Origin of the sequence: Rhizobium ruizarguesonis (assembly GCF_012349115.1) — a bacterium.
Lineage (GTDB): Bacteria > Pseudomonadota > Alphaproteobacteria > Rhizobiales > Rhizobiaceae > Rhizobium > Rhizobium ruizarguesonis.
Window position 1 is genome coordinate 39,281 of record NZ_PQIG01000002.1, and the last position, 12,503, is coordinate 51,783.

The 12,503-nt window shown below is 61.9% G+C and carries 10 protein-coding genes; 4 read left to right on the forward strand and 6 right to left on the reverse strand.

What is annotated here, in order from left to right; genetic code table 11:
- Positions 1 to 6: 6 nt before the first annotated feature.
- Positions 7 to 1,401, forward strand: a complete 1,395-nt coding sequence (locus C3Y91_RS01625) for an NAD(P)(+) transhydrogenase (Re/Si-specific) subunit beta (RefSeq protein ID WP_024322306.1) — start codon at positions 7 to 9, stop codon at positions 1,399 to 1,401.
- A gap of 87 nt (positions 1,402 to 1,488) precedes the next feature.
- Here the strand turns inward: C3Y91_RS01625 and C3Y91_RS01630 are convergent, their stop codons facing one another.
- From C3Y91_RS01630 to C3Y91_RS01650, 5 genes are all read right to left on the reverse strand, one after another.
- On the reverse strand, positions 1,489 to 1,971 hold the full coding sequence (locus C3Y91_RS01630) for a DUF992 domain-containing protein (protein ID WP_018072768.1): 483 nt from the start codon (positions 1,969 to 1,971) through the stop codon (positions 1,489 to 1,491).
- 61 nt (positions 1,972 to 2,032) lie between these two features.
- The gene (locus C3Y91_RS01635) at positions 2,033 to 3,688 is read right to left on the reverse strand and encodes a sensor histidine kinase (protein ID WP_018072769.1); all 1,656 of its coding nucleotides are present in this window, start codon (positions 3,686 to 3,688) and stop codon (positions 2,033 to 2,035) included.
- A gap of 448 nt (positions 3,689 to 4,136) precedes the next feature.
- Positions 4,137 to 5,006, reverse strand: coding sequence for a tetratricopeptide repeat protein (locus tag C3Y91_RS01640; protein WP_024322307.1), 870 nt, complete (start codon positions 5,004 to 5,006; stop codon positions 4,137 to 4,139).
- Between the two features lie 134 nt (positions 5,007 to 5,140).
- Positions 5,141 to 5,353: a 30S ribosomal protein S21 gene (gene rpsU, locus C3Y91_RS01645; protein WP_018072771.1), complete on the reverse strand. Its 213-nt coding sequence runs from the start codon at positions 5,351 to 5,353 to the stop codon at positions 5,141 to 5,143.
- A 177-nt stretch (positions 5,354 to 5,530) separates the two neighbouring features.
- Positions 5,531 to 7,132 carry an adenylate/guanylate cyclase domain-containing protein gene (locus C3Y91_RS01650; protein WP_024322308.1) on the reverse strand — a complete coding sequence of 534 codons (1,602 nt, stop codon included), beginning with the start codon at positions 7,130 to 7,132 and terminating at the stop codon, positions 5,531 to 5,533.
- A 286-nt stretch (positions 7,133 to 7,418) separates the two neighbouring features.
- On the opposite strand from C3Y91_RS01650, the gene C3Y91_RS01655 reads away from it, so the two are divergent.
- A complete protein-coding gene (locus C3Y91_RS01655) occupies positions 7,419 to 9,590 on the forward strand; it encodes a CHASE2 domain-containing protein (RefSeq protein WP_024322309.1) in 2,172 nt (723 codons plus the stop codon).
- Between the two features lie 5 nt (positions 9,591 to 9,595).
- Here the strand turns inward: C3Y91_RS01655 and C3Y91_RS01660 are convergent, their stop codons facing one another.
- Positions 9,596 to 10,585 carry a FecR family protein gene (locus C3Y91_RS01660; RefSeq protein WP_024322310.1) on the reverse strand — a complete coding sequence of 330 codons (990 nt, stop codon included), beginning with the start codon at positions 10,583 to 10,585 and terminating at the stop codon, positions 9,596 to 9,598.
- Positions 10,586 to 10,839: 254 nt separating this feature from the next.
- Between C3Y91_RS01660 and C3Y91_RS01665 the strand changes: the two genes are divergently transcribed.
- Together C3Y91_RS01665 and C3Y91_RS01670 are read left to right on the forward strand one after the other, a co-directional pair.
- Positions 10,840 to 12,093, forward strand: a complete 1,254-nt coding sequence (locus tag C3Y91_RS01665) for a sarcosine oxidase subunit beta family protein (protein WP_018072777.1) — start codon at positions 10,840 to 10,842, stop codon at positions 12,091 to 12,093.
- On the forward strand, positions 12,093 to 12,494 hold the full coding sequence (locus C3Y91_RS01670; RefSeq protein WP_130656240.1) for a hypothetical protein: 402 nt from the start codon (positions 12,093 to 12,095) through the stop codon (positions 12,492 to 12,494). Before C3Y91_RS01665 ends, C3Y91_RS01670 begins: the two co-directional genes overlap by 1 nt.
- The last annotated feature ends 9 nt before the right edge of the window (positions 12,495 to 12,503 follow it).

Here is a 12,503-nt window from a genome sequence, read left to right on the forward strand (position 1 = left end):
GGACCGATGACCAATATCGCAGCCTTCCTCTACCTTGTCTCTGGGGTGCTCTTCATCCTGGCACTGCGCGGCCTGTCGCATCCGGCCACCAGCCGCAAGGGCAATCTCTACGGCATGATCGGCATGGGGATCGCGATCCTGACGACGCTGGTGCTGGCCACCCCGAATTTCGGCGGCTTCGTGCTGATCGTCCTTGGCCTTGCCATCGGCGGCAGCGTCGGCGCCTATGTCGCCCGCACCATCCCCATGACCTCGATGCCGCAGCTCGTCGCCGGTTTCCATTCGCTGGTTGGCCTTGCCGCCGTGCTGGTCGCGGCCTCCGCGCTCTACACGCCTGCCTCCTTCGGCATCGGCGAGATCGGCCAGATTTACACCGAGGCGCGTATCGAGATGGCGCTCGGCGTGGCGATCGGAGCGCTGACCTTCACCGGTTCGATCATCGCCTTCCTGAAGCTCGACGGGCGCATGTCCGGCAAGCCGATCCTGCTGCCTTACCGGCATGTGATCAATGCGAGCCTGCTGGTGCTGATCGTGCTCTTCATCATCGGGCTTGCCGCCACCGAAAGCCATTTCGACTTCTGGGCCGTCGTGGCCTTGTCGCTGGCGCTCGGCGTTCTGCTGATCGTGCCGATCGGCGGGGCCGATATGCCCGTCGTCGTCTCGATGCTGAACTCCTATTCAGGCTGGGCCGCGGCCGGCATCGGCTTCACGCTCGGCAATCTGGCGCTGATCATCACCGGCGCGCTCGTCGGTTCCTCCGGCGCGATCCTCTCCTACATCATGTGCAAGGGCATGAACCGTTCCTTCGTCTCCGTCATCCTCGGCGGTTTCGGCGGCGAGACGGCGTCCGGCGGACCCGACACATCAGACAAGACCGTCAAGCTCGGCTCGGCCGAGGATGCGGCTTATCTGATGGCCAACGCATCGAAGGTCATCATCGTGCCGGGATACGGCATGGCCGTCGCCCAGGCCCAGCATGCGCTGCGCGAACTTGCCGACACTCTGAAGAAGAACGGCGTTGAGGTGAAATATGCGATCCACCCGGTCGCAGGCCGGATGCCCGGCCACATGAACGTGTTGCTCGCCGAAGCGAATGTTCCCTATGACGAGGTTTTCGAGCTCGAGGATATCAACTCGGAATTCGCCCAGGCCGACGTCGCCTATGTCATCGGCGCCAATGACGTCACCAATCCGGCGGCGCGCGACGACAAGACTTCGCCGATCTACGGCATGCCGATCCTCGACGTCGACCGGGCAAAGACCTGCCTCTTTGTCAAACGCTCGCTCGGTTCAGGTTATGCCGGCATCGACAATACGCTGTTCTACAAGGATGGTACGATGATGCTGCTCGGCGATGCGAAGAAGATGACCGAGGATATCAACAAGGCGATCGCGCACTGATCGACGCAGATACAGCCGCCCTTCGGGCGGCTGCTTCGTTCACGCGGCAGGCCACTGCTGTCTGCCTTGGCTGGGCGGCCGCTTTCGTCAGGTTTCGCCCGGCACGAGTGTCATCTTTTCGACGCCGATCGCCAGGTTCAGGCCTTCCTGAGCCTGGACGTTCAACGGCTGCAGCATGAAGGCCTTGTCGGTGCCGCCGGCGATGACCTTGGCGCCGGCGCCTGCACCGATGCTCGCATCGGCGCCGATCCCGTAATATTCGCCGGCAAGGGCGAATTGCGGGATATCCGTGCCGGTCTTTGCCAGCACCTGCCAGATCATGACGCTCTTGCCGGTCTGGCCGATATCGAGGCCGAATTTCTCGATTTTGCCGGCATAGACTGCCTTTGCGCCGCCAGCCGCCGGCGTATAGGTGCAGATAAGGTTCTTCTGCGAGGTGACGATCAGACCCTGACCGCCATCCGATCCGCAGACCAGACGGCCAAGCGTGACATAGTTTTCCGCGCCCGCCGGGCTCGCCCAGGCAGTGGCCGTCAGCGCCGCGGCTGCGATCATCGTTTGCTTGAACATGGTCTTTCTCCTTTGGAACGACCTGTCCGAAACGGGTGGAGGTAGCGATTGTTCCCGGGGCTTAGTCCCGCTCCAGCGTGGCGCGCTGCGCCGTCAGCACCCATAACAGGCCTTCGGGCCGGAAATCGATCTCGACCGTGCCGCGGAAGGCGGAGGCGGCATGGGCTTTGATAACGGTCGTGCCGAAGCCCGAGCGCGATGGCTGCTCGGTGACCGGTGGGCCGCCGCGCTCCTCCCAGGTGAAGCGAAGCAGGGCATCCGGCTTGTCTTCTTCGCTGACGTCGCGCCACTCGAAGCGGACACGGCCTTGCGGTACGGAAAGCGCACCGTATTTCACCGAATTGGTGGCGAGTTCATGCAAGGCGAGGCCGAGATTCTGCACGGCATCCGGCTTCAGCACGAAGTCTTTGCCGCTGATGTTGATCTGCTCGCGCGATTGCGGGAAGGCCTGCAGATGGATGTCGACGACCCGCCGCAGCGACACGCCTCCCCATTGCTCGCTGGTCAGCAGCTCGATCGAACGCACCAACCCCTCGAGGCGGTCGGAGACGGCGGCGCGGAAGGACTCGACGCTGTCGGACTGCTTGGCGAGCTGGCGCATCATTGCCTGGGCAAGCGTCAGGAGATTCTTGGTGCGGTGGACGAGCTCGTGCATGACGAAACGCAGCCGGTCCTCGGTCTGGCTACGATCGAAAGAGGCATTCGAAAGGGCAATCGCCACCTGGTTCGCCTCGATGACGCTGGTTTCGACCGGTGAGACGATATGGCCTTCGCCCATGCGGTTCGCCATGTCGGCGATATCGCGGATGGTGGTGCGCACCTGCCGTGCGACGGCATAGGCGGCCAGCACGGCGACGAGCACCAGTGCCACGCCGCCGATGATGAGGAAACGCCAGGTGCTGAGGATCGAAGCCTGGGCGATCGGTCCCCAGATCACCGTCTTCCACGACCAACCGGGAATTTGGGCATAACCGAGGAGCATGTGCGGCAGGATCTTCTCGTCTTGGAAGACGCCGCGGGACACGGTGAGCGCCGGTAGAATGCGTGGGTCGAAGGGCGTGCCGGGTTCGAGATTGGCAGGGCCGGTCGCTGCAACGACGTGGCCGCTCTCATCGATGACGGCGGCCGACCAGCCGGGCGCAAGGCCTTCGGTGGTCACGAGCTTGCCCAGATCCTTGGCATCCTGCGTGATGATGAGGGCCGCGACCGGATCATTCTTCCGTGGCAGGGTGACGTTATAGACCCATTCGCCGCTGGTCCGGCCGCGAAAGACGTCTGATGCCTCGATGCGACCGGAAGCCATGACCGCTTCGAGGGATGTCATGTTCGCCGTTTTGCCGAGCGGCGTGCCGAACGCCCGGCGCGTGTTCAGCAGCTGCTGGCCGGTGCGGTCGACGGCAATGACGAAAAGAGTGTTGTCTCTAAGGGCCGTTTCCGTGCGCTCGTGGAAGGAGGCGAGATTGCCGTTTTCAAGCTCGGGCGAACTCGAAAGCAGCCGCAGGGTCGTCGCCATGTCCTGAAGCTGGCGGTCGATGATGCGTGAAAGGGCAAGCGCATCCTGGGCCGTCTCGCGCTTCAGCGTCGAACGCTGGTTGTCCTCCAGCTGCAGCAGAAGCAGCGCCACGAAGGCGAAGATCGGCAATGCGATCGCCACCGCCATGGCGACGAGGTAGGTTCCGATCGAGGCTTTCGGAAAGAACAGCGCGACGATCTTCATCTGTCGCAATTCAAAATGTTGCAATGTCCTTTGCGCGTCTGAAAAGACGCGCGGCGCTGTGATGCGCGTGGCCCGCAACGTTTTTCGCTTGCGGCCAGGACAGCAAAGATCCACATCTCTCGCAAACCGCCCCCAACACGTGTTCAAACGTCCGATAGCGGGCTATCGAAGCAGGTCCATGTTAGGGGGAGCAAGAGCAGGTTGCAACATACTATGACAGGCCATCGACGACGACGGACGCTTTTCGGCGTCGTGTCTTAATGGCGATGCGGCCGCCCTTGCGCCACGTCGCGTCCACCGCCTGGCGTGGCACGATATCACCTCGATGATATCCAGAGCCGGAAGATTCGTTTGAATCATCAGGGCCTTTGCCGGTGTCCGATGGGTGGTGCGACCGGCAAGTGGTGGTTGCGGGCCGCCCGATGCTCCGGGCCGCCCAATTATGTCTTTAGCCGGCTGGGGCCACGCCGACGCGGGCAAGGCCGTCGCGAGCCGGCTGGTATTTGGGGTCGAGGCCGATCGCGTGGCGATAGGAGCGGGCGGCCTTTGCCTTGTCGCCGCGGCGTTCGTAGACGAGCGCCTGGTTGGCCCAGGATTCGGCGATGTTGCCGTTGAGCTCGATCGCATGGTTGAAATCGGCAAAGGCGTTGTCGTCGTCGTTCAACGCGATATAGGAAATGCCGCGGCCATTATAGGGCTCGGGCGAATTCGGCGCGAGCGAGATCGCTTTCGAGAAATCGTCGATCGCCTTATCCTGCTGATTACGCTTCTGATAGATCAGGCCACGATTGTGATAGGCGCGGCCATCGGTGGTGCCGAGCTGGATCGCCTTGCCGAAATCGTTGAAGGCCTGGTCGTCCTGGCCGGCCATGCGATAGACATTGCCGCGGCCGATATAGGCGACGTCGTAGCTCGGATTGATCTGCAGAGCGGCATTGTAGTCGGCAATCGCCTGGGCCTGCTGGCCCATATTGCGATAGACGAGGGCGCGGTTGGCGTAAGCCTGGAAAAACCGCGGATTGATCTGCAGCGCCGTGTTGAAATCGTTCAGCGCCGGGCGGAACTGGCCGGCGCGGCCATAGGCGGAACCACGGACGTTGTAACCTTCCGGATCCCGCGGATTGGCGTTGATAACCGCCGTCAGGGAAGCGATATTCTCTTCCGAACCCTGCGCCTTATCGATGCGGATCACGGCATCCGAGGTATTGGTCGTGTCGCAGCCGGCGAGGCCGAACATTGCCGCCAGCGCCAAAGCGGTCAGGAACGCCGTTTTCTGCAAGCGCAAAGCGCGGGACGGATTGAAGGTGTTGACAGCCATTCGGGCTCGCTTTCCCCATGCGGCATACCCGGTGCGCGGATATGCGATCTTCAGCGGCAAACTAAAAAAGCGGCGGCGAACCCATCGCCCCCGCCACAATGCATCTGAAAACGTCGAAAAAACGACGGAAACGCTCAGCGTGCGACCACACCTTCGCGCTGGGCGCGCTTGCGGGCCAGCTTGCGAACGCGACGAACAGCCTCGGCCTTTTCGCGAGCGCGCTTCTGCGACGGCTTCTCGTAGTAGTCGCGCATCTTCATTTCGCGGAAAATGCCTTCGCGCTGCATCTTCTTCTTGAGAGCGCGGAGAGCCTGATCAACATTGTTATCGCGGACAAGTACCTGCACGAGAATCACGTTCCTTTGGTTGGTTGATGCCGGAGGCGGCGCAGCGGCCAGAGGCAAAACAATAACGTTCGCGCGGCCGCAGCCTTGCGATTGGTGATGCGGGATAGCAGATTGGGCACGGGAAGTCCAGATGGATATGGGAGGCGCACGGAAAAATCATTCTTGCCCGATATCCGGTCACGATCCGGCGGTTTCGGGCAGGGTTTCGTCCAGCGCGTCGATCGCCTCCTTGAGAGCCGTTCTGACCCGGAGGCGATCGGCAGGCTCCAGCCGGCTCATATCCAAATGCAGGTCAAGGCCCGAGATGTGCTCGCTGAGAACGCGGCTCTTGTGGTCAACACCGAGCGTCAACCCATCCACTGCATAGGGTACGATCTCGCGTTGTATGCCCTTCATCGTGATCGGCGGCAGGGGATGGGCGTCGACGATTTCGTTCACCAGCGCGTAGGTTTCGTAGCTGATGACGATCTCCCCTCCTTGGGCGATCGATTGCAGTCGGGCTGCGAGATTGGCCTCCGCCCCGATGATCGTATAGTCCATGCGGTCGTTGCTGCCGAAATTGCCGACGTTGCAATAGCCGCTGTTTACCCCCATGCGGACGACGAAAGGCTCTTCGGTGCCGTTTCTGCGCCATCTGTCCTTGAGTTCGCCGAGACGGCGCTGCATGTCGACGGCCATGCGCAGACATGCTTTCGCATCCTCTTCCGGGCCCTTGGTTTCGGGATCGCCGAAGAAGACCAGCATCGCGTCGCCGATGAATTTGTCCACCGTGCCGCCATGCTCCAGGGCAATGTTCGACATCTCGGTCAGATATTCGTTGAGCATCTCCGTCAGGGCTTCCGGTTGCAGGCGCTCGGTCGTCGCCGTGAAGTCCTTGATGTCGGAGAAGAAGATCGTCAGGCGCTTGCGCTCGGTATGGACGACGACATCCTTCTGCCCGGAGAAGATGCTCTTGTAGATCTGCGGCGAGAGATAGCGCGAAATCTTCATCGAAACGCTGGCGAGGAATTCGTTCGCCGCTTCCAGATCCTGGTTGGCGCTATGGATCGCGCGCGTCTGCTGCCGCTGGAGCACAATGAAGCTGATGCCGATGACGGCGACGAAAAGAAAATAGCAAAGCAGGTATTTGAAGGCGAAGACGTTGCTCGCGTAGGGTTGCCTGATGATGACTTCCTGAATGCCGCGCACATCGCCCACCTTCCAATCGGTCTTCGGGCTTTCAGGGTGGGTATTGTGGCAGGCAACACAGGCCTGGCCCATGACGACGGGGGTGATGAACCGCAAGGTATCGGTCAATCCGACGCGGGTGAGATCGTTCAGGGTCTGCTGCGGATTGGCGCGCAAGGCGGCGAGCGCTTTTTTCTCAAAGTCATCGAGCTCGTGGGATGCGCGGCTCTTGAATGGCAGGTCGGAGACGAAACGGTAGGTGATATTGGCCTGCTGTTCCTTGATGACGTCGCCGAGCTCCAGGGAAAGCGTGGCCGGCAGCGGGATGGCGCCTGGAATATTCGCATAGTTGTGAGAGACCACCGTGCCTTCGGTCGTGCTGCTGGCATGGGCGGCCAGAACGCGCCCCACGACATTCGTGGAATAATAGGAGCGGATGCTCGATATCAGCGAGCTCATGTCGCGGGCCTGGCGCCGCAGGGTATTGCCCGAGAGATCGCTGATATCAAGCCAGACGGCAAGCGGCAGCCCGGCGAGCATTGCCAGCACGACGACAATCAGCCAGTAGCCGCTTCGGCGTGCGGCGGATTCGGAAATCACGGCGACCTTCATCCTTCTCTCGAAAGAGCATCCGATTTTCGATCGTTACAAGAGCATTTCACCGCGCGCCGGGCAAGGTTGAAGCCTTTTCATCCAGGCAAAAGTCCGGCGAAAACTGGAGGCGTGGCCGTATTGAAGACGGTTCCCTGCCGTTCGCCGGAAAGCGAAATGCGGGAGGCTGAAAAGAGAGCGCCCGGGATGCATCTGCGAATGGCGTTTGGGAGGAAAGCGGCGTAGCTTGTCTGCCGGCAGGTGCGGGTCGCCCTGCCGGCCGTGGGAGGGGACACCCGGTGAGATTATGACGCGTGCGCAGCAAATCGGTGTCGTTCTCGGCCTGGCGATCGTGACTGCGCTGACGATCCTTCGAGCAAGTGATCCCGGGATCTTCAAGTTGATCCGCGGCGTGACCTTCGACGAGTATCAGCGGCTGGTTCCCAGAACCTTCGAGCCGATGCCGGTCCGCGTGATCGACATCGACGAGGCCTCGTTGCACGAATTCGGCCAATGGCCTTGGCCGCGCGACCGGATGGCCTTGCTGGTGAACCGGCTTTCCGAGATGGGCGCCTCGGCCATCGCCTTCGATATTCTTTTCGCCGAGCCGGACCGGCTGTCACCGCGCAATGTTGTCCGCGACGTCGCGGGGATAGACCCTGCGCTTGCCGAGAAACTGCCTGATAACGACGAGATATTCGCTCGATCGATTGTTGAAAAACCCGTCGTGCTCGGCTTCGGCCTTTCCAATGAAGGCAATTACCGGCCGCCGGTGAAGGCGGGCTTTGCCTTTACAGGCGAAAGCCCCGTTTCGGCTCCGCCCTATCTCGGTGCTTCGACGCCGCTGCGGCCGCAATTGGAGACCAACGCGGCGGGGCTCGGCCACATCAGCCTCAATCCCGGCAATCCCTCGCCGGTGGTACGGGCGGTCCCCCTGTTCCTGACCGACGGCGAGCAGCTCTATCCAAATCTCGCGATCGAGGCGCTGCGTGTCGCACAGGGGGCATCGACCTATGTGCTATCGGGCGCGCCCGATCGCGCCGGCATCATGACATCGGTAAAGATCGGGGATTTCGTCGTGCCGCTGACGGCCGCCGGCGAGCTCTGGCTCTATGTCACCCCCGACCGGGCAGAGCGTTATATATCCGCCCGGCAGGTGCTTGCGGCCAACGGGGCCTCTCCAGATGTCGCCGCCGCCATCGACGGCAGCATCGTCTTCGTCGGGACATCGGCGGCCGGCCTGCAGGACATCCGCGTCACCGCGCTCGGCGAGAACGTTCCCGGCGTTTCGCTGCATGCGCAGGCCGTCGAGCAGATCCTCTCCGGCCGCTTTCTCTCGCGGCCCGACTGGGCGGACGGGCTGGAAATCCTGATGATCGCCGTGCTCGGATGCCTGCTCGTCGGGGTGACGACCTTCGTCAGTCCCGCCGTCGCTCTGGCCTGCGGCCTGCTGATTACGGCCATGGCGCTGGTGGCGTCCTGGCTCTCCTTTCTTTATGCGGGGCTTCTCCTCGATCCGCTGGCTCCGATCATCAGCGGATCGATCACCCATTTCGCCTCGACCTCGTTCCGGATTCTGGTGATCGACAGAGAGCGGCGCGAGGTGCGGCGCGCCTTCGGGCATTATCTTTCCCCGTCGCTGCTCCATCGCATCGAGCATTCCCGCGACGCGTTGCGCCTCGGCGGAGACGACCGAGAGCTGACGGTCATGTTTGTCGATGTCAGGAGCTTCACCGAGATCAGCGAGCGGCTGGCGCCGACTGCCGTGGTCGCGTTCCTGAATACGTTGCTCGATGCGCTGAGCCGCCATGTGGTGGCCAATGAAGGCACGCTCGACAAGTTCATCGGCGATTCGATCATGGCGTTCTGGAATGCACCCGTCGATGTGGCGGACCATGAAACCAAGGCCGTTCGCGCAGCGCTTGCCATGCGCGAAACGCTGGCCGAACTGAACGCCGGCGACGCTTTCGGCTTCGGATCCGGACAAGAGGTCGGGATCGGCATCGGCATCCATACCGGCCTTGCCTGCGTCGGCAATATGGGCGCCAAGACGCGCTTCAACTATTCGGCGGTCGGCGATGCCGTCAACATTGCGGCGCGGCTGGAATCATGCTGCAAAGAGGTCGGTTTCGATATTCTGATATCAGACAGCACGGCGAGATCGGTGCAGGGAATGGCGCTGATCGAGGCCGGCGCCATTCCGCTCAAGGGGAAGAGCAGCCGAACGCAGATTCTCGCCGTCGTCGGCGACGAGCGCGTCGCAGCCTCCGCCGAGTTCGCCGCGCTTGTGGTGGTTCACGAGCAGCTGACGCAGGCGCTGCATTCGCATTCGAAAAATACGCGCAAGCTTATCGGCGCGGCAAAGCTCAGGGCGGCGCAGGTGATCGGCGGGCTGGCGGAATTCTACCGGCGGATATCCGGCAGAAGCGATCACTTCCGCGAGGTGGCTGATGGGTTCGAGAAGAGCGTCGCCGATTGACGGCATCAGCGGTTGCGATTGAAATTCCGGCCCCTGTCGTGGTTCCTGTCCCCATCACGATCGCGATCTTTATCGTGATCGCGGTCACGGTCTCGATGATGCCCTTGATCGTGATAGTCGTGATCATCGTGCTGATCGTGATGTTCATGCCGGCCACGGCCATCATGCTTGTCGGGTTTATCCGGTTTGTCGTGATGCGGCGTGTCAGGCTTGGTCGGCCGCTCCTTCTGCGGCTCGGCCTGTTTCTGCGGCGGATCCTGCCTCTGCGGCACGGGCGAAGCCGGAGGCGGGGGCCGTTTTCTGTCCTTTCTTTCCGGCGCGACGGAGGCCATATTGCAGCCGCCGAGCATGCCTATGCCGCCAGCAAGCCGCTGATTGCCGGAGAGGAAGGGCAGGGCGCGCTCATTTCCGAGCGTCTCGAAGATGCTCGGATCGACCCGGCGCGCCGCCGACATATTGCCATTCGGCTTGGCCACCACACAATCGCAGCGCTGCTGCAACTGCCGGCAGCCGCCCGGACCGCAGAAACGGGCAGCACCATTCAGCAGCACGACGGCGGTCGTGCCGTCAGGGCCGACGTAGAAATCGAAAGCGGTGCCGCGTACGCCGATCGTGCCGGCCGGCGTCAGGATCTGGTAGGCTGAAGAATTGGAACTGCCGCTGACCCAGCGGAACGTACCCTTTGCCGCCCTGATGGTCAGTTTCTTGACCGATTGGGAATCATCGAAGACATATTTGTCGATGACGACCGACGAACCCCAGCCGACCGCGAGCTTCGTGCCGTCACGAAACAGGAACTGGCCAAGCCCCGATTGCGATGTCTTGATGCGTTCGTTGCGATGAACGCTGGTGTCGACCTCGATCGGGCCGCTCTGTCCTGTCACCTCTGTCTTGATGACGACAGCCTGGCCGACCGGCTCGGCGGCGGGTGCCGGCCATGCGCTGCTTAACGCGATGCAAAGCGTCGCGACTGATACTGAGCGCCAACCCCACATGATACACATACCCCACAACATGTGATTGTTAACATTTTAGCAATTGCTTGTCTTCTAACCCTGTTGGGTTAGGCCCCAGGGTCGGCGGTTAAGCGCAAATGCCGTCGGCGGCGTCATTCGCCTGAAGCGGCATTCTCTTCAGCGTGTCGAAACCAAAGCTCTCGCGCGTCGCAAAAGAACCGTTGTGCCGCATTTGGATTTGCGATTTGTATGAGCGCGGAGAACAAGCCCTTTCCCGAAGGAGAAGAAGGCGGATGCGGAAATATTCGGTTTTTGCCGTGGCACGGGAGGCCCTTCGCGGCCACAAGGGCTGGGAGAAGCAGTGGACGTCACCGGAGCCGCGTGCCGAATACGACGTCGTCATCATCGGCGCCGGCGGCCACGGCCTGGGTGCTGCCTACTATCTCGCCAAGGAGCACGGCATCACCAATGTGGCGGTGATCGAGAAGGGCTGGCTCGGCGGCGGCAATACCGGGCGCAACACCACCATCATCCGCTCGAACTATCTCTACGAAGAGAGCATGCACATCTACGAGCATTCGATGAAGCTCTGGGAGGGGCTTTCCCAGGAGCTCAACTACAATGTGATGTATTCGCCGCGTGGCGTGATGATGCTCTCGCACAACATTCACGACCAGCAGTCCTTCAAGCGGCATATCCATGCCAACCGGCTCTATGGCATCGACAATGAATGGCTGACACCGGAACAGGCGAAGGCCTATTGTCCGCCGCTCGACATCTCGGCCAGCGCGCGCTACCCGATCAACGGGGCGGCCCTGCAGCGGCGCGGCGGTACGGCGCGGCACGATGCGGTTGCCTGGGGTTATGCACGGGCGGCTTCAGACCGCGGCGTGCACATCATTCAGAATTGCGAAGTGACCGGTATCCGGCGCGGCGCAGATGGGCGGGTGACCGGGGTCGAGACCTCGCGTGGCTTCATCGGCGCCAGAAAGGTGGCGGTGTCGGCGGCCGGCCATACGACCACTGTCATGCAGATGGCTGGCGTGCGCGTGCCGCTGCAATCGAGCCCGCTGCAGGCGCTGGTTTCCGAACCGCTGAAGCCGATCTTTCCCTGCGTCGTCATGTCGAACACGGTGCATGCCTATATCTCCCAGTCCGACAAGGGAGAGCTCGTCATCGGCGCCGGCACCGACCAGTACAATTCCTATTCCCAGACCGGCGGGCTGCAGATCATCACGCACACGCTCGACGCCATCTGCGAGCTCTTCCCGATGTTCCGGCGCGTCAAGATGATGCGGCAATGGGGCGGCATCGTCGACAATACACCGGATCGTTCGGCGATCCAGTCGAAGACGCCGGTTCCCGGGCTCTACGTCAATTGCGGCTGGGGCACCGGCGGCTTCAAGGCGACGCCGGGTTCGGCCAATCTCTTCGCGCATCTGATTGCCCGCGATGAGCCGCACAAATTCAATGCCGGGCTGACGCTGGAGCGCTTCCGCAGCGGCCGGCTGATCGACGAGGCGGCGGCGGCGGCGGTGGCGCACTGATGTTGACGGAGGCTCTCCTGACGATCGGGATCAGCGGCGCGGCCATGCCGGCCGGTGACGTCTTTCCCGGCGTCGGAGATTTCCGCCTGCAGAAGATCCACAGGGCTGCCGGCGAAAGCGAATGGCCCTTCGTTGCCGAGAGCCGCACGCTGCTTTGCGCAATGATCCTGCGCAAGCCAGCCGTCTATTTCGTGCCTGAGGCCGGCGGAACGCCGGGACGTGCTTTCGCGATCGACAATGATATTACCATGATGGCTTTTGCGAATATCGGCATGACCGATGTGCTGGAGCCCTACGACAATTTCGAACAGCTTCTCAAGCGCCTCATTCCCTATGTGACGATGGGAAAGCGTCTCTGCAATCAACCTCCCGGAACCAATGTTTCCGGATCGGAACTCTAAGACGGGTAA

Coding starts and splice junctions, on each gene's coding strand:
- C3Y91_RS01665 (WP_018072777.1), top strand. CDS start 10,840: ATGCGGAAATATTCGGTTTTTGCCGTGGCACGGGAGGCCCTTCGCGGC.
- C3Y91_RS01670 (WP_130656240.1), top strand. CDS start 12,093: ATGTTGACGGAGGCTCTCCTGACGATCGGGATCAGCGGCGCGGCCATG.
- C3Y91_RS01660 (WP_024322310.1), bottom strand. CDS start 10,585: ATGTGGGGTTGGCGCTCAGTATCAGTCGCGACGCTTTGCATCGCGTTA.
- C3Y91_RS01630 (WP_018072768.1), bottom strand. CDS start 1,971: ATGTTCAAGCAAACGATGATCGCAGCCGCGGCGCTGACGGCCACTGCC.
- C3Y91_RS01655 (WP_024322309.1), top strand. CDS start 7,419: ATGACGCGTGCGCAGCAAATCGGTGTCGTTCTCGGCCTGGCGATCGTG.
- C3Y91_RS01635 (WP_018072769.1), bottom strand. CDS start 3,688: ATGAAGATCGTCGCGCTGTTCTTTCCGAAAGCCTCGATCGGAACCTAC.
- C3Y91_RS01650 (WP_024322308.1), bottom strand. CDS start 7,132: ATGAAGGTCGCCGTGATTTCCGAATCCGCCGCACGCCGAAGCGGCTAC.
- C3Y91_RS01625 (WP_024322306.1), top strand. CDS start 7: ATGACCAATATCGCAGCCTTCCTCTACCTTGTCTCTGGGGTGCTCTTC.
- C3Y91_RS01640 (WP_024322307.1), bottom strand. CDS start 5,006: ATGGCTGTCAACACCTTCAATCCGTCCCGCGCTTTGCGCTTGCAGAAA.